The organism is Pseudomonas sp. RL_5y_Pfl2_73, assembly GCF_963970515.1.
GTDB lineage: Bacteria > Pseudomonadota > Gammaproteobacteria > Pseudomonadales > Pseudomonadaceae > Aquipseudomonas.
Genome location: NZ_CAXAPD010000021.1, coordinates 53,920 through 72,715, shown reverse-complemented (window position 1 = coordinate 72,715; position 18,796 = coordinate 53,920). Strand labels below are relative to the sequence as shown.

The window sequence follows — 18,796 nt, the reverse complement described above, 5'->3', positions numbered from 1 at the left end:
GGAACTTTATAGATCGACCAAGCTTGTGGCAACAGACGAACGCATTTGAGGCGCTCCAGTGGCCTTCTCCCAATGCGCGGCTCTCCATTAGCAAAGCCTGGATTTTTCAAGTTGCCCGACTTTTTTTAGATGTTTTTCGCCTGAAATACGTCATTGATCATGGATTCAGGACTTTCGAGTTTTTTTCACTTATTGCGGGAGATAAACATTGTGGGCGCATGCTCGCTCCCACAATGGTTCTCGGTGGCTTCATGGCATCTGTGGCAGTTCCTGTGGCCGCAGATCGAACACCAGCACCTCGGCATCCTGGCCGTTACTGAAGGTCAGGACCTGCTCCTCGCGCACCCGCACGCCATCACCTTCCAGTAACGGTATGCCGTTGAGCTCGACAGCGCCTCGTGCCACGTGCACGTAGGCATAGCGATCCGGCACCAGGGTCAGGGTGGCGCTTTGCTCGCCATCGAACAACCCGGCGTAGACCCGCGCATCCTGGCGCACCAGGAGCGAGCCGTCGGCACCGTCGGGGGAGATGATCAATTGCAGGCGACCGCGTTTCTGCTCGCTGCTGAAATGCTCCTGTTGGTAGCGTGGCGTGGCACCGCTGACGTTGGGCACGATCCAGATCTGCAGGAAGTGCACCCGTTCGTCCGCGCTATGGTTGAACTCGCTGTGGGCCACGCCGCTGCCGGCGCTCATCAATTGCACGTCACCCGGGCGAATGACCGAGCCTGTGCCCAGGGTGTCCTTGTGCTCCAGCGCCCCTTCGAGCACATAGGAAAAGATTTCCATGTCCCGGTGGGGATGTTGACCGAAACCCTTGGCGGCGGCGACCCGGTCATCGTTGATGACCAGCAGGTCGGAGAAGCCCTGTTCGTTGAGGTCACGGTAGCTGGCGAACGAGAAGGTGTGGAACGAGGTCAGCCAGCCGTGACGGGCAATGCCGCGATCCGAAGCTTTGCGAAGGGTCAGCATGATCAATTCTCCTGATGTCTGTGGGCGACGACTGGGCCGTTCGCCGGGTTCAGAAGAAGGTTAATGGTTATCCAGATGTTCAATAAGTAGGTTAAAAATGAAAGACTGTCCGCTTTGGGTGGGCAATCGATAATGCCTACCGGCTGAAGCTTCGCTTCGACATAATGCTGAGGCTTTGAGGCTCTATAACCTGTGGGAGCGAGCCTGCAACATAGAATCTCCCACATGGGACATCTACACGTTCTGGATTTTTTGGCGTATCCCCGATGAAAACCGTTGCAATGGTGCTGTACCCGGATTTTTTGCTGCTCGACATGGCCGGGCCTCTGGAGGTGTTTTCCATCGCCAATCGTTACCTCGCAGCGGATCAGCGTTATCAACTGCTGACCCTGGGCACCGAGCGCGGGGCGTTACGAGCCTCCAACGGCGTGACGGTGCAGGCCGATATCCATATCGACCAGGCATGGGCGGCTTATGACGTGTTGTTGGTACCGGGCGGGCCGGGGGCCTATAACGACCAGCATCCGGGGCTGCACACTTGGCTGCGGGCCGCGGCGCAACGGGCTACGCGCTACGGCTCCATCTGCACCGGGGCTTTTGTGCTCGGTGAGGCGGGCTTGCTCGACGGTTATCGCGTCACCACCCACTGGCATTACACCGAACGCCTGATACAACGTTTCCCCAAGGCCCTGGTGGAAACCGACAAGATCTTCCTGCAGGACCGGCGCCTGATCACCTCCGGCGGCGTCACCGCCGGGATCGACATGGCCTTGTCCATCGTCGCTCAGGACCACGGTCGCAAGGTCGCGTTGGACGTGGCGAAGGTGTTGCTGGTGGTGATGAAACGCCAGGGCGGACAGGCGCAATTCAGCCCCTCGGTGGCGGCGGTGGCGACACAGGAGTCGGCCATTACCCGCGTGCAGAATCATGTGATGGAACATCTGGAAGAACCCTTCACCATCGAGCGCATGGCCGCGTTGGCCGCCATGAGCTCGCGGCATTTCGCCCGGGTCTTTGCCCGTGAAGTGAAGATGACGCCCATGGAGTTCCTCCAAGGTGCGCGCATCGACCGGGCGCGTCAGTTGCTGGAAACCACCGACCTGCCGCTCAAGACCGTGGCGTTTCGCAGTGGCTTCGGCAGTGTGCGGCACATGCGCTTTTTGTTCAGTGAAAAACTCGGCCTGACCCCGGTGCAGTATCGCCAGCAGTTCAGTTGAGCCATCGATGTCCGTCCAGGGCACCGTGATGTCCGTGACGCTCCCTGTGCCAGCATTGTCCTGAGGCCTGTGCCTGCCAAGATAACGGCGAACCCTTTGGAAAGGATGCGCAGGAGCCAGGGCAGACGTGTTCGGTGATCCGCACGCTGACGCCCAGACCGGTTATCCGGCGCTGGATCGCCCATGAACAGTTTCGTCAAACCTGATAGCGAGCCGGCGGTGGGCTTCGGTCCGTTTGCCTTCTACCGGCAGCAGCGGCTGGTCACCCGTGACGGCCAGCCCCTGGCGCTGGGCGGCCGCGCCTTGGATGTCCTGCAGGTGCTGGTGGAACACGCCGGCCACTACGTCAGCAAGCAAACACTCATCGCCCACGTCTGGCCTGACAGCGTCGTGGAGGCCATCAACCTGCGGGTGCACATCGCGGCGCTGCGCCGGGCCTTCGGTGACGGGCGCGATGGCGCTCGCTATATCCTCAATCATCCTCGACAAGGCTATTGCCTTGCGGTGCCCCTGGCGGTGCAAGAGCGCGTTGGCTCGCCTTTCAGTCACCCAACCGAGCGGCACAACCTGCCCATGCGCTTGAGTCCGGTGGTGGGTCGCGACAAAGTCCTGGGGCGGTTATTGGCGCAAGTACCCCGTCAAGCTGTGACCACCGTGACCGGCCCCGGCGGGGTCGGCAAGACCACTGTGGTATTGCGGGGGGCGGAGTTGCTGCTCGAACACTTTGAGGACGGTGCCTGGTTCGTTGACCTGGCGGCCGTCACCGACTCCTCGGAAGTGGTGGCGCAAGTGGCCGGTGTGCTAGGCGTGGAGCAGGGTGCTTTGGCCCGCTGCCTCGAACCCTGTCGGATGTTGCTGGTGCTCGACGGTTGTGAGCACGTGCTCGATGCTTGTCGGGAACTGGTCCAGGCAGTGGCTGCGGCGGCACCCGGGGTGTCTCTGCTGCTCAGCAGTCGCGCACCTTTGGACGTGCCGGATGAAAGGGTGGTGTCACTGCCGGGCCTGGCCGTGGCGTCGCCCCTGGAACCTGCGCACCAGATCGAGGCATGCCCGGCGGTGCAGTTGCTGATCGAGCGGGTTGGCGCCCGGCAGCAGGGTTTCAGGCCGGGTGGTCGCGACTGGCCGACGCTTGCGCAGATCTGCCAGCGCCTGGACGGATTGCCGCTGGCGTTGGAACTGGCAGCGGCCCAGGTTGACGCCTTGGGAGTGGCCGGGGTCCTGGAGCAACTGGATCACGGTTTATCACTCTTGAGCCATGGGCGGCGTACGGCGGTAGCCCGGCACCGCAGCCTGGAGGCGGTGTTGGACTCGAGTTTCGAGCGTTTGAGCGCTGACGAAAAAACCGCATTCCAGCGTCTGGCGGTGTTCGAGGGGCCGTTTACGCTCAAGGCGGCGCTGGCCGTGATCAGTTGCGCTGAACTGAGCGTCGGGCAATTACCCTCGCTGCTGTCGCGTCTGGTGGGCGTGTCACTGCTGATGGTCGAGCCGCTTGCCGAAGGGGGGCGCTTCCATCTGCTCCACACCACTCGCGCCTATGCCATGGACAAACTGCGGCGCAGTGGTCAGTGGCCTGTGTTTCATCGGCGTTACGTGTTGCAAGGCGCTTGGGGAGTCCGGCATTCAAGGCCCCAACCGTCAAGTCAGCGCCTGGAGCAGCGCGCCGGCTTCCAATAGGTCGGGGGTCTGGAAACCTTCGGTGAAGCGTCGATAGACGGGGCCGAGCAGCGCCTGCGCAGCTTGCGCCTGCCCTTGGCGCTGCCACAAACGGGCCAGGGACGTGGCGCTGCGCAGCTCCCAGGCCAGGGCCTGGTGACGACGGGCGATGTCCAGGGCGGCAAGTAGTTGCGCTTCGGCTGCTTCTTCAAGAGACGGTTCGTTGCGGGCCAGCAAGGTCTCGGCATCGGCCCGCAGGATCTCCGCCGAACACCAGCCTGCGGCGCCGCTGCGCGCCCGTTCGATTTGCGCCGGGCTGACGAAGTCGCTACGCAGGGTGGCGGCGATGTCCTGGATCAATCCGTCGGCCGGACGTGTTGCCAGGGGCTGGCCATTGAATGCGCAGTCGTAATGGCAAGCCCAGTCATGGAACAGCATCACCGAATGTTTCTTGGCCTGCTGCTTCAACAGGTCGAGCCTTTCCCGGGCGCTGGGGTAATCGCCGTTGTAGTGGGCGATCACGCAACCGGCCAGCGCCAAGGTGTAGCAGATCGAAATACCGTGGTTGATCTGCACGGCGATCTGCAGCGCCAGGTTGGCGGTGCGTCGGGCTTTCTCGGCAAAACCTTGCAGCCAGAGGATGCGCGCCAGAACCGTCAGCGCGGCCACGCTCTGATCGTATTGCACGCCGAAGCCGAGGCTGAAGCGGTTGAGGTGACCGCTCTGGGCCAGGCGCTGGATCACCTGTTCGGCTTCGCGCCGCGCCGCGCCCTGGTCGCCGGTGAAGTGCAACGCCAGCACCCGCAGGCGTTGGGTGCTCAAGGACAGGGTCGGGTCGCCCTGCAAGCCCAACCGGTCGAAATCCCGGCTGTGTGCCAGGGCTTGTTGGTAGTCGCCGCAACTGAGGTCGACGGTCATTTGCCCGGACACGGCCCGCAGTTCGCCGGCCAGGTCCTGGCATTGCCGGGCCAGTTGCCGGGCCGTGGCAAAGGCCCGCACGGTGGCCGGCGTGCCGCCCTCGGTGTGGTAGTTGAAACTGGCGTGGGCCAGCTCCAGGGCCAGGGTCAAGCGTGGGCATGGCGCGGGGCTGGCTCGCAACAATTGCAGCGCTTTGTTGACGTAGAGGCCGTGTTCCTTGAGCAACGACAGCTCCTGCCAGAGAGGCAGGGTGCGGGCGGTCAGGCGGATCGCTACGGCGTGTGAACCCTGCGGGCCCAAGCCTCGGTTGAGCGCCGCGCGGATGTCATCGCGATAGTCGGCGTAGCGGGCGATCCACAGTCGGCTGGGGGTGCTTTCCCAATCGCTTTGCGCTTGTCCCATGAGCGCCAGGCAGCGCTCGGCGTGGCGTTCCTGGCTGGCCGCCAGTTCCCCGGCTTCGGCCAGTTGCTCCAAGGCATGGCGGCGGGTGGTGTCCAGTAGGCGATAGCGCACCTCTTCATCGCCGATTTCTACATTGAGCAGCGATTTGGCGACCAACTGGCTGACCGACACCAGCACCTGGTCGGGCGCGACATGCTGGCCGACGATCACCGCAGCGGCCGAGGCCAGGTTGAAACTGCCCATGAACACCGCCAGCCGCCGCAGGCAAGTCTGCTCGCAGGCCGTGAGCAACGCGAAGCTCCAGTCCAGGGTGGCGCGCAGGGTTTGCTGGCGCGGTGCGGCGTCGGTGTCGTTGTGAAGCAGGGCGACGCTGTCTTGCAGTTGCCGGTGAAGTTCCTCCAGGGTGAAACGGCCGATTTGCGCGGCAGCCAGCTCGATGGCCAGGGGAATGCCGTCGAGCCGTTGGCAGATGTCGATCACCAACGGCACGTCGTGGTCGCTCAGTTCGAAGTCGTCACGACTGGCCAGCGCGCGCTCGGCAAACAGTTGCAGCGCCGGGTATTGCAGGGCGGGATAGCCCTCGATGGGCATTTCCCGGGGCGGGAACGCCAGGGCATCCAGGCGCTGCATGTGTTCGCCTTCGGCGCGCAGGCCTTCGCGGCTGGTGGCCAGGATGTGCAGGTGGGGGGCGCCGCGCAGCAGGGCTTCGCTGAGCTGGGCGACGGCGTCGATCAGGTGCTCGCAGTTGTCGATCACCAGCAGAAGATGCCGCTCCTTGAGCTGCCGGGCGATGGCGTCCAGCGGATCACCGTCCTGCAGTGGCAGGTCGAGCAACGCGCACAGGTTGGGGGCGACCATGGCCGCGTCGTTGAGCGATGCCAGGTCCAGCAGATGAGTGCCGTCACGGTAATGGCCGATCAGCCGTTCAGCGACCCGCAGGGCAACGGTGGTCTTGCCGATGCCGCCGGTACCGACCAGGGTAATGAAGCGTTTTCGCGGTAGTTGGGCCACCAGGTTTTCCAGCAGGGCCTGGCGTCCGATCATACGCGTGCGCTGCAGCGGCAGGTTGCGCGTCAAAGACGGATGAGGGATGCGCGCCCATTGTTCGAGCGGTTCGAATGACAGCGGCGCGACAAAACTGTAACCGCGCTGCGCCACGGTGACGATGTAGCGTTGCCCGGCCTGGCCATCCCCGAGGGCTTTACGCAGTGCCGCGACATGCACGCGCAGGTTGGTGTCTTCCACCACGCTCCTGGGCCAGACCCGGGCGATCAATTGCTGCTTGCTCACCACCTCGCCGGCGTGTTCGAGCAACACCAGCAGAATCTCCACGGCCCGCCGTCCCAGGCGCAACGGTTGCTCGCCCTCGAGCACGAGGCGCTGGCGAGGGTGGACTCGGTAAGGGCCGAAATGCACCGTCTGTTCAACGGGCAGGCTGAGGTATTGGCTCATGTTGCTCTCAATGTTCTGGACCCGGTGCCTGGGCTTTACCCGAGCATATTCCTCAGGTTTTGTGTCAAGCGCAACGGCGCAGGCTCTACGCCCAGCCTTCCAGACGCCGAACCTGTGGCGAGGGAGCTTGCTCCCGCTGGGCTTCTGTAGGCGCTGGCGAAGCCTGCGATCTTTTGATCTTTTGATTTTTCGCTTGAGATTCAAGTGGCTGGGGAAAGATCGCAGCCTCGTTGCACTCGACAGCTCCTACGCAGCTCCTACGCAGCTCTTACGGGGGGAGCCCGGCGGGAGCAAGCTTTCTCGCCACACAAGCGGGGTTTTAACACCGCCGTCCCGAAAAAATTAACAACGTTTAACTCACGCAGGTGCCCCCCTTGGCCGGACCATAAAGCGATCCACCCACCTCAAGGAGTCATGTCATGAGCACTTTCATCACCCGCGACGGCACCGAGATTTACTACAAGGATTGGGGCAGTGGTCAACCGGTGGTCTTCAGCCACGGCTGGCCGTTGAACTCGGACAGTTGGGAGGCGCAGATGATGTTCCTGGCGTCCAATGGCTACCGGGTGGTCGCCCATGACCGCCGTGGGCACGGGCGCTCCAGCCAGCCTTGGGACGGCAACGACATGGACACCTACGCCGATGACCTGGCCGAGCTGATCGAGCGCCTGGACTTGAAGGACGCGGTGTTGCTCGGCTTCTCCACCGGCGGTGGCGAAGTGGCGCGCTATATCGGCCGCCATGGCGCTGGCCGTGTCGCCAAGCTCGGGCTGATTTCGGCGGTGACGCCGCTGATGCTCAAGACCCCGGCCAACCCCGGCGGTTTGCCGGTGGAAGTCTTCGACGGCTTCCGCCAGGCCTCCCTGGCCGACCGTTCTCAGCTATACAAAGACGTGGCCAGCGCATTTTTCGGTGCCAACCGCCCGGGCGCCAAGGTGTCCCAAGGCATGATCGACTGGTTCTGGATGCAGGGCATGGTCGCCGGCCACAAGAACACCTACGACTGCATCAAGGCGTTCTCGGAGACCGATCTTTCCGAAGACCTGCGCAATATCGACGTGCCGACCCTGGTGGTCCATGGCGATGACGATCAGGTGGTCCCCATCGAAACAGCTGGCATCGCTGCCGCCAAATTGCTCAAGAACTCGCAGTTGCTGGTCTACCCCGGCGCACCTCACGGCCTGACCGACACCCACAAGGACCGCCTGAACGCGGACCTGCTGGCGTTCATCCAGGGTTGACGCAAGCAAGCTAAGACCTGTGGGAGCGAGCCTGCTCGCGAAGGCGTCAGGACAGTAGATATGAATGCAAGCTGACCCACCGCCATCGCGAGCAGGCTCGCTCCCACAGTTAAAACGGGACCTCACACCCATGAACCGCAATGATTTACGCCGTCTCGACATGAACCTGCTGGTGATCTTCGAGGCGCTGATGTTCGAGAAAAACCTGACCCGCGTCGCCGAAAAGCTGTTCATGGGCCAGCCGGCGGTGAGCGCGGCGCTGGGGCGGTTGCGGGATCTGTTCGATGATCCGTTGCTGATCCGCCACGGTCGCGGCATGGAGCCGACGCCGCGGGCCCTGGCGATCCTGCAAGAGCTGCAACCGGCCATGGACACCATCTCTGGCGCGGTCAGCCGGGCCAAGGCGTTCGATCCGTCCACCAGTTGCGACGTGTTTCGCATCGGTCTGTCCGACGATGCCGAGTTCGGCCTGTTTCCACCGCTGCTGAGCCAACTGCGCGATGAAGCGCCGGGGATCATCGTGGTGGTGCGCCGGGCCAACTTCCTGCTGATGTCGTCGCTGCTGGCCAGTGGTGAAATCAGCGTCGGAGTCAGCTACACCACCGATCTGCCGGCCAATGCCAAGCGCAAGAAACTGCGGGACATTCCTTGCAAAGTCTTGCGTGGCGATAAGCGCCCGGGGCCCTTGACCCTGGATGAATACTGTTCGCGGCCCCACGCCATGGTCTCGTTCTCGGGCGACCTGAGCGGCAACATCGACCTGGACCTGGCCCGCATCGGCCGGACCCGCAAAGTGGTGCTGGCGGTGCCGCAATTCAGTGGGCTGCGGGCCTTGCTGGCCGGCACCGAGTTGATCGCCACCGTGCCCGACTATGCCGCCTGCGCGCTGGTGGAAGGCTGCGCGCTGCGCGCCGAGGACCCGCCGTTCGAGATCAATGCCGCGGAACTGTCGATGGTCTGGAGCGGTGTGCATGACAACGACCCGGCCGAGCGCTGGCTGCGCTCGCGCATTGCCAGCCATATGTCCCAACCATTGCCGGCCGCTGCCTCGGCCGCCCCGGACGGAGCCCACCGATGAGCCTGACCGATGAGCGCCCGTTGCAGGACCTGGGCTTGTTGTTCCTGCGCCTGAGCGGCGGGCTGTTCCTGCTGTGGGTCCATGGGCTGCCGAAGCTGTTGCACTACAGCATCGAGCTGAGCCGCATCGAAGACCCGTTTCACTTGGGCGCGGCGCCGACCCTGATCCTGGCGATTTTCGCCGAGGTGCTGTGTCCGCTGCTGATCATGGCCGGTGTGCTGGTGCGCCTGGCGTGCCTGCCGATCCTGTTTCTGCTGGCCGTGGCGCTGCTGGTGGTGCACCCGCAGTGGAGCCTGGAAGAAGGCCAGTTTGGCTGGTTACTGCTGATTGTATTTACCAGCGTGTTCATTGCCGGCCCTGGACGCCTGGTGCTGAACACGCGTTTTGATGGAGTGCTTCGTCATGTCTGAATCCAAAGCTCTGGAATCCACCGCAAGCCCGGCAGTGCCCGGTTTCGATGAAATCGTCACCTTGGTGGTCAAGCACCGGATCAAGGTTGGACAGAACGATGCCTACGAGGCCTGGTTGCGGCGCATCGTGACTGTGGCCGGTCAGTGGCCGGGGCACCTGGGCGTCGATGTGGTCCGGGGCAAGTTGGATGGGTTGTCGCTGTTTACTTGCGTGCTGCGTTTTCGCTCCACCGAGGCCATGCAGCGCTGGCTGGACTCCCCCGAGCGGCGCGAATTAGTGACCGAGGCCGCGCCACTGTTGGCCGACGGCGATCAGATTGAGGTCGGTTCCCACAAGGAGTTCTGGTTCGCCCCGCTGGCCGATGCCGCCACGCCACCGCCGCGCTGGAAACAATCGGTGGTGACGCTGCTGGTCATCCTGCCGCATACCTTGCTGGTGCCGCTGATCTGGGGCCCGTTGCTGCAACTCAACGCGTTTCTGTCCAACTACGTGGTCGCCACGTTTCTGATCACCGTAACCATCGTGCTCTCGGTGGTGTACGTGTGCATGCCGCTGGCGACCCGGCTGTTCGCGCCGTGGCTGGAAGCGTCCAAGGCCCATGAACACCTGGAGCCCTAAGCAGCGCCGAACTTTTGTGACAAGCACTGTGTGGCGAGGGAGCTTGCTCCCGCTGGACGCGTAGCGTCCGCTCTTTTTGGGGGCCGTTTCGCAGCCCAGCGGGAGCAAGCTCCCTCGCCACGGATTTGTCCGCATATCCATTGTTGAAGGAAAAACCGATGAACGCCGATCTGATTCTGTTCAATGGCCAGTTCCATACCGTCGACCGTGAAAAGCCCCGCGCCAGCGCGGTCGCTATCAGCCAGGGGCGCTTTGTCGCGGTCGGCACCGACGCCGAGGCCATGGCCTTGCGTGGCAGCGGCACCCAGGTCATCGACCTCAAGGGCCGCACCGTCATCCCCGGGCTCAACGACTCGCACTTGCACCTGATCCGCGGCGGCCTGAACTACAACCTGGAGCTGCGCTGGGAGGGCGTGCCGTCCCTGGCCGATGCCTTGCGCATGCTCAAGGACCAGGCCGACCGCACGCCAACGCCACAATGGGTGCGCGTGGTGGGGGGCTGGAACGAATTCCAGTTCGCCGAAAAACGCATGCCGACCCTGGAAGAACTCAACCAGGCGGCTCCCGATACGCCAGTGTTTGTGTTGCACCTGTATGACCGTGCCTTGCTCAACCGTGCCGCGCTGCGGGTGGCCGGCTACACCCGTGACACGCCGAACCCGCCGGGTGGCGAGATCGTGCGTGACAGCAAGGGCGAGCCCACCGGCATGCTGGTGGCGCGGCCCAACGCGATGATCCTTTACTCGACGCTGGCCAAGGGACCAAAGCTGCCGCTGGAATACCAGGTCAACTCCACCCGCCAATTCATGCGTGAACTCAATCGCCTGGGCCTGACCAGTGCCATCGATGCCGGTGGCGGCTTCCAGAACTACCCGGACGACTACGCGGTCATCGAGCAGTTGGCCCGCGAGCAGCAGTTGACGGTGCGCATCGCCTACAACCTGTTCACCCAGAAGCCCAAGGAAGAACTCAGCGACTTCAAGAACTGGACCGGCAGCGTCAAGTTGCACCAGGGCGATGATTTCCTGCGGCACAACGGCGCCGGGGAAATGCTGGTGTTCTCGGCAGCGGATTTCGAGGACTTCCTGGAGCCGCGTCCGGACCTGCCGCCGGGCATGGAGCAGGACCTGGAGCCGGTGGTCCGGCACCTGGTGGAGCAGCGCTGGCCGTTCCGTCTGCATGCCACCTATGACGAGTCCATCAGCCGCATGCTCGACGTGTTCGAGAAGGTTAACCGCGACATCCCATTCAACGGCCTGCCTTGGTTCTTCGATCACGCCGAGACCATCACACCGAAGAACATCGAGCGTGTGCGGGCGCTGGGCGGCGGGATTGCGATCCAGGATCGCATGGCTTTCCAGGGTGAATACTTCGTCGATCGCTACGGCGCCAAGGCCGCCGAAGCCACGCCGCCGATCAAGCGCATGCTCGCCGAAGGCGTGCCGGTGGGCGCCGGCACCGACGCCACCCGCGTCTCCAGCTACAACCCCTGGACCTCCTTGTACTGGATGGTCAGCGGTCGCACCGTCGGTGGCCTGTCGTTGCACGAAGAAGGCCTGCCGCGCCTGACCGCGTTGGAATTATTCACCCACGGCAGTGCCTGGTTCTCGTCGGAGCAGGGCAAGAAGGGGTTGATCAAGGTTGGCCAACTGGCAGACCTGGCGGCCCTGAGCGCGGACTTTTTCAGCGTCGAGGAAGAAGCCATCAAGTGGATCGAGTCGGTGCTGACCGTGGTCGATGGCAAGGTGGTGTACGCCGCCGGCGACTTCGAAAAACTCGGACCGGCCAGTGTCCCGGTACTGCCCGACTGGTCGCCGGTGGTCAAGGTCCCTGGCCACTGGCGCCCGACGTCACCGTTGCAGGCCCAGGTCCACCAGTGCAGCGGTCCGTGCACGGTGCATTCTCATAGCCATGAACGGGCGCGACTGTCGAACGTCCCGGTCAGCGACTTCCAGGGGTTCTGGGGCGCGTTTGGTTGTTCCTGCTTTGCCTTCTGACTAACGCACCGTTTCTCCCCTGTGGGAGCGAGCCTGCTCGCGAAGGCGTCGGCACATCCGACATCGCCGCAAGCTGACACACCGTCATCGCGAGCAGGCTCGCTCCCACATTGGTTTTCAATACATCCATCCCAAAGGAGTCATCCCATGAGCAACGTTCCCACCTACAACCGTCTGAACAAAGACGACGCGGTCGTCCTGCTGGTCGATCACCAGACCGGCCTGATTTCCCTGGTCCAGGACTTCTCGCCTAACGAGTTCAAGAACAATGTGCTGGCCTTGGCCGATCTGGCGAAGTTCTTCGAACTGCCGACCATCCTGACCACCAGCTTCGAACAAGGCCCCAACGGCCCGATCGTGCCGGAACTCAAGGAAATGTTCCCGGATGCGCCTTACATCCCGCGTCCAGGCCAGATCAATGCCTGGGACAACGAAGATTTCGTCAAGGCGATCAAGGCCACCGGCCGCAAGCAACTGATCATCGCCGGCGTGGTCACCGATGTCTGCGTGGCGTTCCCGACCCTGTCGGCGCTGGCTGAAGGTTTTGACGTGTTCGTGGTGACCGACGCTTCGGGCACGTTCAACGAAACCGTGCAACAGGCCGCCTGGGTCCGCATGACCGCTGCCGGCGCGCAGATGATGAACTGGTTCTCGGTGGCCTGTGAGCTGCACCGCGACTGGCGCAACGACATCGAAGGCCTGGGCAACCTGCTGTCCCAGCGCATTCCGAACTACCGAAACCTGATGAACAGCTACTCGGCGCTGACGGCCAAGTAAGCGGTTCATGCTGAACGACGCCCGCCTTGTGCGGGCGTTTTCGTGTTTGGCATTAACGCCTCGCAAGTTGTGCCACCGCTATCGCGAGCAAGCTTTGCTCCCACCGTTTTTCCCACAGATCCAATGTGGGAGCAAAGCTTGCTCGCGATGACGGTGGCACATTCCACACCTTCCAAATCTGTCTTAGCTCAACCACAATGGCCGACAGAAACGCCTGACTGTCCACCCCAGGAATGACAATGAACCCCTTCGAAGAAATGCGCATCTTTGCCCAGGTCATGGAGTCGGGCAGTTTCACCGCTGCGGCGGAAAAACTGGGGCTGTCCAAGCAGTTTGTCAGCCGCAAGCTGATGGAACTGGAACAACGCCTGGGCGTGCGCCTGCTCAATCGCTCGACCCGGCGGCTGGACGTCACCCCCCTGGGCCAGCGCTATTACGAGGCGGCGCTGCGCCTGCTCAATGACGTCGAACAGGTGGAGCAGGGTATCAGCGGCCAGACCAGCGAGCCCCGCGGCACCCTTCGCCTCAGCGCACCGCTGTCCTTCGCCGTGGCGCACCTGGGCAGTCTGCTTCCGCTGTTTCTGCAACGCTATCCGGGCGTCAGCGTCGAGGTGGACCTGAGTGATCGCTCGGTGGACCTGCTGGGGGAGGGCTACGACCTGGCGCTGCGCATCGGTGTGCTGGAGGATTCGACGCTGATTGCCCGGCGCATCGCGACCATCGAGCGGGTGTACTGCGCCAGTCCCAGCTACCTGGCGCAAAAAGGCACACCCGCGCGGCCTGAAGACCTGCGCAATCACGACTGCTTGCCCTATGGTCACAGCCGTCAGGTGCAGTGGCGTTTCGTGGGGGCCAGCAAACCGTTGACCCTGGAGGTCACGGGGCGCATGCGCGCTAATAACGGGGATTTGCTCAGGGATGCGGCCATTGCCGGCATGGGCATCACCTATCTGCCCGCTTTCATCCTCGGCGATGCCTTGAAGGATGGGCGGCTGATCAAGGTCCTTGAAGGCTTCGAGACCGAACCGCTGGCGCTGTCGGCGGTGTATCCACAGCATCGCCAAAGTGCACGCCCGGTGCAGGCATTGGTGGAATTCTTGCGTGAACAAATGCAATAAAGCGCCGCAACGCCTTCAGCCGTCACATGACGGCTGAAGCCGCTACGGCGCTTTGATCAGGCGGCGAGGTTGGCGCTGCTCAGTTCTTTCTTGTACTGCGCTTTCATGGTTTCCATGTCTGCACCCAAGGTGTCCAGTTTTGCCTTGCCCAGCAGTTTTTTCGCGTGGGGGAACATTTCCTTTTCTTCTTCCTCGATGTGGTGCTCAAGCAGTTCCTTGACCACTTTCACCCGGCCGGCGAATTCTGGCTGGGTTGGATCGGTGGCTTTCAGGTCCGGCAGCACCAGCGAGTCGACGGTACGGTGTTCTTCCTTGGCCTCGTAATACATTTCGGCCTCGTCCTTGCCACCGGCCTGCTTGAAAGCCGGATACAGAATTTCTTCTTCCAGGCGGGTGTGAATGGAAATTTCCATTTCCAGTTTCGCCAACAGGTCGGTGCGTTTTTTCACGGCGCGTTCGGTCGACTCGCTCAGTTGAGTCAGGATGGCTTTGACGCGTTCGTGGTCGGCTTTCAGCAGATCGATGGCATTCATAAGTAGCTCCTCGGCAATACACGGATGCGGGCAGGCTTCAAGCGCCGACGCCGCGTAGGTGCTGAATTGCATCAGCTGTGCCAGCCGGGGATCGATTTAAAACCCTTTAAAAACAATCAGTTGAGACGCTAATAATGTCCGGCGTCGTGCAGGCTGCATGAGCGGGGTGCAAAACGCGTTGCACTTTGCGCGGGTGACTAGAGACTTTCGATCTGTTGTCGGACCCGACTGGCGATTGCCAGGCAGGACGTCAGCCCTGGCGATTCGATCCCGAGCAGGTTGATCAACCCTGGCACCCGGTGTTCGGCCTCGCTGCTGATGACAAAGTCGCGGGCCGGTTCGCCGGGGGCAGAGATCTTCGGGCGGATGCCGCTGTAGGCCGGTTGCAGGCTCTGGTCCGGCAGGCCCGGCCAATAATTGCGGATCGCCGGGTAAAACGCTTCGGCCCGGGCCGGATCCACTCGGTAGTCCTCGGACTCGACCCACTCGGTGTCCGGCCCGAAACGCGCCTGGCCGGCCAGGTCCAGCGTCATGTGGATGCCCAGGCCGGCGGCTTCCGGGGCGGGATAGACCAAGTGCCGGAACGGTGCCCGCCCGGTGAGGCTGAAGTAGTTGCCCTTGCACAAAAAGTCCTCGGGCACCGATTGCATCTCCAGGCCTTCGATGCAGCGGGCGAGGGCGGGCGCCTGGAGGCCGGCGGCGTTGATCAGCAGGCGACAGGACAGGGTCATCTGCGCCGTGCCGCCCAATTCCAGCATGAACCCCCCAGTGATGACGCGAGAGCCCAGTAAAGGCGTGTGGAAAACAATGTCCGCCCCGGCCGCTTCGGCGTCACCCAGCAAGGCCAGCATCAGAGCATGGGAATCGACGATACCGGTGGAAGGCGAATACAGCGCAGCGACACAGGCCAGGGCCGGTTCCAAAGCCTGCGCCTGTTCGTGGTCGAGCAGGCGCAGGTCGTCCACGCCGTTCATCAAGCCCCGCTCGAGCAGTGTTTCGAGTCCGGCCACCTGCGCCTGATCCGTGGCAACGATCAACTTGCCGAGCCGGCGGGTGGCGACGCCGTGGCTTTCACAATAGGTGTACAGCCGGTGCCGGCCTTCGACGCACAGCTGCGCCTTGAGACTGCCCGACGGATAATAGATGCCCGCGTGGATGACTTCGGAGTTGCGCGAACTGATGCCCATGCCGATGGCGTCGGCGGCTTCGATCAGCAGCACTTCATGACCGGCTCGGGCCATTTCCCGTGCCACGGCAAGGCCAACGACGCCTGCGCCGACCACCACGCATTCGATATCGACGCTCATCCCTGCCGGACGTCGAATAAAAAAAGATTCTGCGTGACGGCAGTCAGTCCGCTCGAGCCCAAGTCATCGATCCTCACGTGTGTGCCACAGGCGTAGCAGGAAAAGGGTGGAACCGGCTATTTCATAGCGCATTTCGTAGCGCCCCACTTGGATTCTGCGTACGTCTCGAGGTTCGAACTCTTCCAGGCGTTCACCAATGCGCGGGTTAGCCAGCAGAGAGGTTGGCGCGGCCGTGAGTTGTTGCACTGTTCGCGCGGCCGCGGGTTGATTCACCGACGCCAGAAATTCATAAAGTTGAGCAATGTCGGAAAGCGCCTTGCTGGTCCACTTCAACTCCATCAGCGCGGTACCGGCAACGGGGCGTCGTTGCTGAGACTATCGGCCCAAGCCTGGACAGCCTGGTGGTCAATCACTCGGCCAGCGTCAACATCGGCCAAGGCCTCATGGGTCAGGCGGCTTCGCTCCTCCTCCTGCTCGATCCAGGCAGATAGCGCTTGTTTGACGATCCAGTTCCTGGAGCGCTCAAGGCGCTCGGCCATCAGGTCGACTTTTTCGGCCAGGTGCACCGGGACGTGAGCTGTGACCGACCGGGTTTTCGCGGTGGTTGTCATGGTGGATTTCTCTTAGGCAATTGGCAGTACAAGCCAGTCTTCTGAGCAACCGCTTCCGGGGCTACTTACTATCGGTGAATAATACCGAATCTATATTCAGCGAAATGATTAAGAATTAATCATATTGAATAATGGTGAAGCGTCAAGCACTCCGTTCGTAACAGCTCCGGATACTCAAAAGCATGTCGGAACATGCGCAGGTTCCGCAAAGCCGCCTCGAGATTGACTTGTCTGGCCATCCTCAGCACTATCCGACCATGATTTACATACGCCGAATGAACATGATGTGTTCCTCCATGACCGCCTCTGGCGGGCCATGAGGTCATGCGTGCATAGAATTTGACGTGTTACCCCCAAGCCCCGCCAGAGATGGACGGGGCTTTTCAGTTCTCCGTCCGAACATGGCTGACGGAGAATGAAATGTTCGAGATTAGACGAGCCAGCCACAGCGATTCCCAGACAGCATTCGACATTCGCCTTCTAGCGATCCGGCATCAATGCATCGGCGCCTATACCCAGGCGCAGCTATTAGCCTGGACAGCTGGTGCGGCCGAGGATGGCTATGACACGCTGATGGAGAAGCACTTCTATCTGGGTTGTATTGATGGAGAGGCGGTGGCGACAGGAATGCTTGACCTGGAGAACAGCGAAATCGGCGCGATCTTTGTGCATCCTGACTTTATGCAGCGAGGTATCGGTAGGAGAGTCCTGGATTACCTCGAATGCCTGGCGCGGGAGTTGGGCCTGGAGGAAGTCAAGCTTGATGCGACTTTGAATGCGGCTGACTTTTACCGACGCTGCGGTTTCGTGGGTGAGGCGCCTGCGATTTACCAATCCCCTTCGGGGCTTCAACTGGCATGTGTTCCCATGGTGAAGAGGCTTTTATAGGAAGGTTTGATTGATCGCATAAGAACTGGAGCAAGAAAGGCTGCGATCACGGGGTTCTGAAAACCCATCATGCCCCAAACGCAAAAACGGCACCCAAAGGTGCCGTTTCTGTTTTCTACGAGCTACCGCTACACGATCAGCCCGTCAAGCCAGCCTGCTGAACCAGGGTCAGCAACGGCTGCGGGTACACACCGAGGAAGAACGCCAGTGCGGCGATGGCCAGCAGCATCACGCCGCCTGCCTTCTGTTCCCAGTGCAACTCGGCGTCGTGGCGACGCAGGTTCGGTTCCATCAGGTACAGGGTGACCATGACGCGCAGGTAGTAGAACACGCCGATGGCACTGCCCAGCACCAGGGAGCCGACCAGCCACCATTGGTGGGCCTCGACGCCGCTGGCGATGATGTAGAACTTGCCGATGAAGCCGGCGGTCAGTGGGATGCCGGCCAGGGACAGCATCATCACGGTCAGCACGGCGGTCAGGTACGGACGGCGCCAGAACAGGCCGCGGTATTCGTACAGGGCGTCGGCGTCGCGGCCGTTGTACGGCGAGGACATCAGGGTGATCACGCCGAACGCCCCGAGGCTGGTGATCACGTAGGTGACCAGGTACACGCCGATGGCTTCCATGGCCAGGCCCTTGCTGGCGATCAGGGCGATCAGCAGGTAGCCGAAGTGGGCGATGGACGAGTAACCCAGCAGACGCTTGAGGTTGCTCTGGGTCAGTGCCAGCAGGTTACCGAACAGGATCGACGCGATGGCGATGATGGTCAGTACGTTGCTCAGCACACCGCTGCTGGCCACTGGCGAGATCTGGAACAGACGCACCATGACCGCGAACACCGCCACTTTCGACGCGGTGGCCAGGAACGCCGCCACTGGCGCCGGGGCGCCTTCGTAGACGTCCGGGGTCCAGAGGTGGAACGGTACCAGCGACAGCTTGAACGCCAGGCCGATCAGCATCATGCCCAGACCCAGTTGCGCGATCGGGCTAGGCAGGCCGGTGGCCGCCAGGGCCTGGCCAATGCCAACGAAACTCAGGGTGCCGGCTTCGGCGTAGAGCAAGGCCATGCCGAACAACAGGAACGCCGAACCGGCTGCCGACAGCACCATGTATTTGATGCCTGCTTCCAGGGAGCGTTTGTTGAAGAAGGCGTAAGCCACCAGGCCGTAGACCGGTACCGACAGCAGTTCCAGGCCGATGAACAGGCTAGCCAGGTGCTGCGCGCTGACCAGGACCAGGCCACCGGCGGCGGCCATCAGGATCAGCAGGTACAGTTCTTCGCGGTTGCCCGGGTAACCCGAACCGCCATCGCCGAGGTAGGCGTGGGCGAGGGTGACGCAGGCCAGGGTGGCGACCAGGATCAGCGCCATGTACAGGCAGGCGAAGCTGTCGATCTGTATCAGCGGGGTGACCGCCAGGGGCGCGACTTTCAGGGCCGGCAAAATCGACAGCAAGGCCAGGTTCAGCCCCGCCACCGACAGCAGGAAGGTTTGTGAGTGATTGCGCCGCCAGGCGATCGCCAGCATCACCACGATGATCGTGGCGCTGGTGATCAACAGCGGCGCAAGCGCGATAAAGTGTTGAATCGTGAATTCCATAGC

The 18,796-nt window shown here is 62.3% G+C and carries 17 protein-coding genes; 10 read left to right on the top strand and 7 right to left on the bottom strand.

Going from position 1 to position 18,796, the window contains the following annotated elements; translation table 11 throughout:
• Positions 1-249: 249 nt before the first annotated feature.
• Positions 250-972, bottom strand: coding sequence for a pirin family protein (locus AACY42_RS19920; protein WP_339481815.1), 723 nt, complete (start codon positions 970-972; stop codon positions 250-252).
• Between the two features lie 266 nt (positions 973-1,238).
• Between AACY42_RS19920 and AACY42_RS19915 the strand changes: the two genes are divergently transcribed.
• Together AACY42_RS19915 and AACY42_RS19910 are read left to right on the top strand one after the other, a co-directional pair.
• Entirely contained in the window at positions 1,239-2,189 is a 951-nt protein-coding gene (locus AACY42_RS19915; protein ID WP_339481814.1) for a GlxA family transcriptional regulator, read from the top strand.
• A 183-nt stretch (positions 2,190-2,372) separates the two neighbouring features.
• A complete protein-coding gene (locus AACY42_RS19910) occupies positions 2,373-3,863 on the top strand; it encodes an ATP-binding protein (RefSeq protein WP_339481813.1) in 1,491 nt (496 codons plus the stop codon).
• On the opposite strand, the gene AACY42_RS19905 is transcribed toward AACY42_RS19910, so the two are convergent.
• On the bottom strand, positions 3,825-6,614 hold the full coding sequence (locus AACY42_RS19905) for an ATP-binding protein (protein ID WP_339481811.1): 2,790 nt from the start codon (positions 6,612-6,614) through the stop codon (positions 3,825-3,827). The genes AACY42_RS19910 and AACY42_RS19905 overlap by 39 nt on opposite strands.
• Positions 6,615-7,033: 419 nt before the next feature.
• Between AACY42_RS19905 and AACY42_RS19900 the strand changes: the two genes are divergently transcribed.
• The 7 genes from AACY42_RS19900 (at position 7,034) to AACY42_RS19870 (ending at position 13,854) form a co-directional block, all read left to right on the top strand.
• On the top strand, positions 7,034-7,855 hold the full coding sequence (locus AACY42_RS19900) for an alpha/beta fold hydrolase (protein WP_339481810.1): 822 nt from the start codon (positions 7,034-7,036) through the stop codon (positions 7,853-7,855).
• A 130-nt stretch (positions 7,856-7,985) separates the two neighbouring features.
• The gene (locus AACY42_RS19895) at positions 7,986-8,933 is read left to right on the top strand and encodes a LysR family transcriptional regulator (RefSeq protein ID WP_339481809.1); all 948 of its coding nucleotides are present in this window, start codon (positions 7,986-7,988) and stop codon (positions 8,931-8,933) included.
• Positions 8,930-9,343, top strand: coding sequence for a DoxX family protein (locus AACY42_RS19890; protein ID WP_339481808.1), 414 nt, complete (start codon positions 8,930-8,932; stop codon positions 9,341-9,343). The genes AACY42_RS19895 and AACY42_RS19890 overlap by 4 nt, the downstream gene beginning before the upstream one ends.
• On the top strand, positions 9,336-9,962 hold the full coding sequence (locus tag AACY42_RS19885; protein ID WP_339481807.1) for an antibiotic biosynthesis monooxygenase: 627 nt from the start codon (positions 9,336-9,338) through the stop codon (positions 9,960-9,962). Before AACY42_RS19890 ends, AACY42_RS19885 begins: the two co-directional genes overlap by 8 nt.
• A gap of 158 nt (positions 9,963-10,120) precedes the next feature.
• Positions 10,121-11,959 carry an amidohydrolase gene (locus AACY42_RS19880; protein ID WP_339481806.1) on the top strand — a complete coding sequence of 613 codons (1,839 nt, stop codon included), beginning with the start codon at positions 10,121-10,123 and terminating at the stop codon, positions 11,957-11,959.
• 147 nt (positions 11,960-12,106) lie between these two features.
• A complete protein-coding gene (gene ycaC, locus AACY42_RS19875; protein ID WP_339481805.1) occupies positions 12,107-12,736 on the top strand; it encodes an isochorismate family cysteine hydrolase YcaC in 630 nt (209 codons plus the stop codon).
• A gap of 239 nt (positions 12,737-12,975) precedes the next feature.
• Positions 12,976-13,854 (top strand): LysR family transcriptional regulator, encoded by an 879-nt coding sequence (locus AACY42_RS19870; protein WP_339481804.1) that lies wholly within the window; start codon positions 12,976-12,978, stop codon positions 13,852-13,854.
• A gap of 56 nt (positions 13,855-13,910) precedes the next feature.
• Here AACY42_RS19870 and AACY42_RS19865 read toward each other — a convergent pair whose 3' ends face one another.
• The 4 genes from AACY42_RS19865 to AACY42_RS19850 all read right to left on the bottom strand — a co-directional run bounded on the left by AACY42_RS19865 (position 13,911) and on the right by AACY42_RS19850 (position 16,305).
• Positions 13,911-14,387 carry a hemerythrin domain-containing protein gene (locus tag AACY42_RS19865; RefSeq protein WP_339481802.1) on the bottom strand — a complete coding sequence of 159 codons (477 nt, stop codon included), beginning with the start codon at positions 14,385-14,387 and terminating at the stop codon, positions 13,911-13,913.
• Positions 14,388-14,584: 197 nt separating this feature from the next.
• Entirely contained in the window at positions 14,585-15,694 is a 1,110-nt protein-coding gene (locus AACY42_RS19860; protein ID WP_339481800.1) for an NAD(P)/FAD-dependent oxidoreductase, read from the bottom strand.
• 63 nt (positions 15,695-15,757) lie between these two features.
• Complete coding sequence (locus AACY42_RS19855; protein ID WP_339481798.1) at positions 15,758-16,033, bottom strand: type II toxin-antitoxin system RelE/ParE family toxin; 276 nt, start codon at positions 16,031-16,033, stop codon at positions 15,758-15,760.
• Positions 16,033-16,305 carry a CopG family ribbon-helix-helix protein gene (locus AACY42_RS19850; RefSeq protein ID WP_339481796.1) on the bottom strand — a complete coding sequence of 91 codons (273 nt, stop codon included), beginning with the start codon at positions 16,303-16,305 and terminating at the stop codon, positions 16,033-16,035. The genes AACY42_RS19855 and AACY42_RS19850 overlap by 1 nt, the downstream gene beginning before the upstream one ends.
• Positions 16,306-16,725: 420 nt before the next feature.
• Here AACY42_RS19850 and AACY42_RS19845 point away from each other — a divergent pair, with 420 nt between their 5' ends.
• Positions 16,726-17,193 carry a GNAT family N-acetyltransferase gene (locus AACY42_RS19845; RefSeq protein ID WP_339481794.1) on the top strand — a complete coding sequence of 156 codons (468 nt, stop codon included), beginning with the start codon at positions 16,726-16,728 and terminating at the stop codon, positions 17,191-17,193.
• A 136-nt stretch (positions 17,194-17,329) separates the two neighbouring features.
• On the opposite strand, the gene nuoN is transcribed toward AACY42_RS19845, so the two are convergent.
• Positions 17,330-18,793 (bottom strand): NADH-quinone oxidoreductase subunit NuoN, encoded by a 1,464-nt coding sequence (gene nuoN / locus AACY42_RS19840; protein WP_339481793.1) that lies wholly within the window; start codon positions 18,791-18,793, stop codon positions 17,330-17,332.
• Positions 18,794-18,796 lie beyond the last annotated feature (3 nt).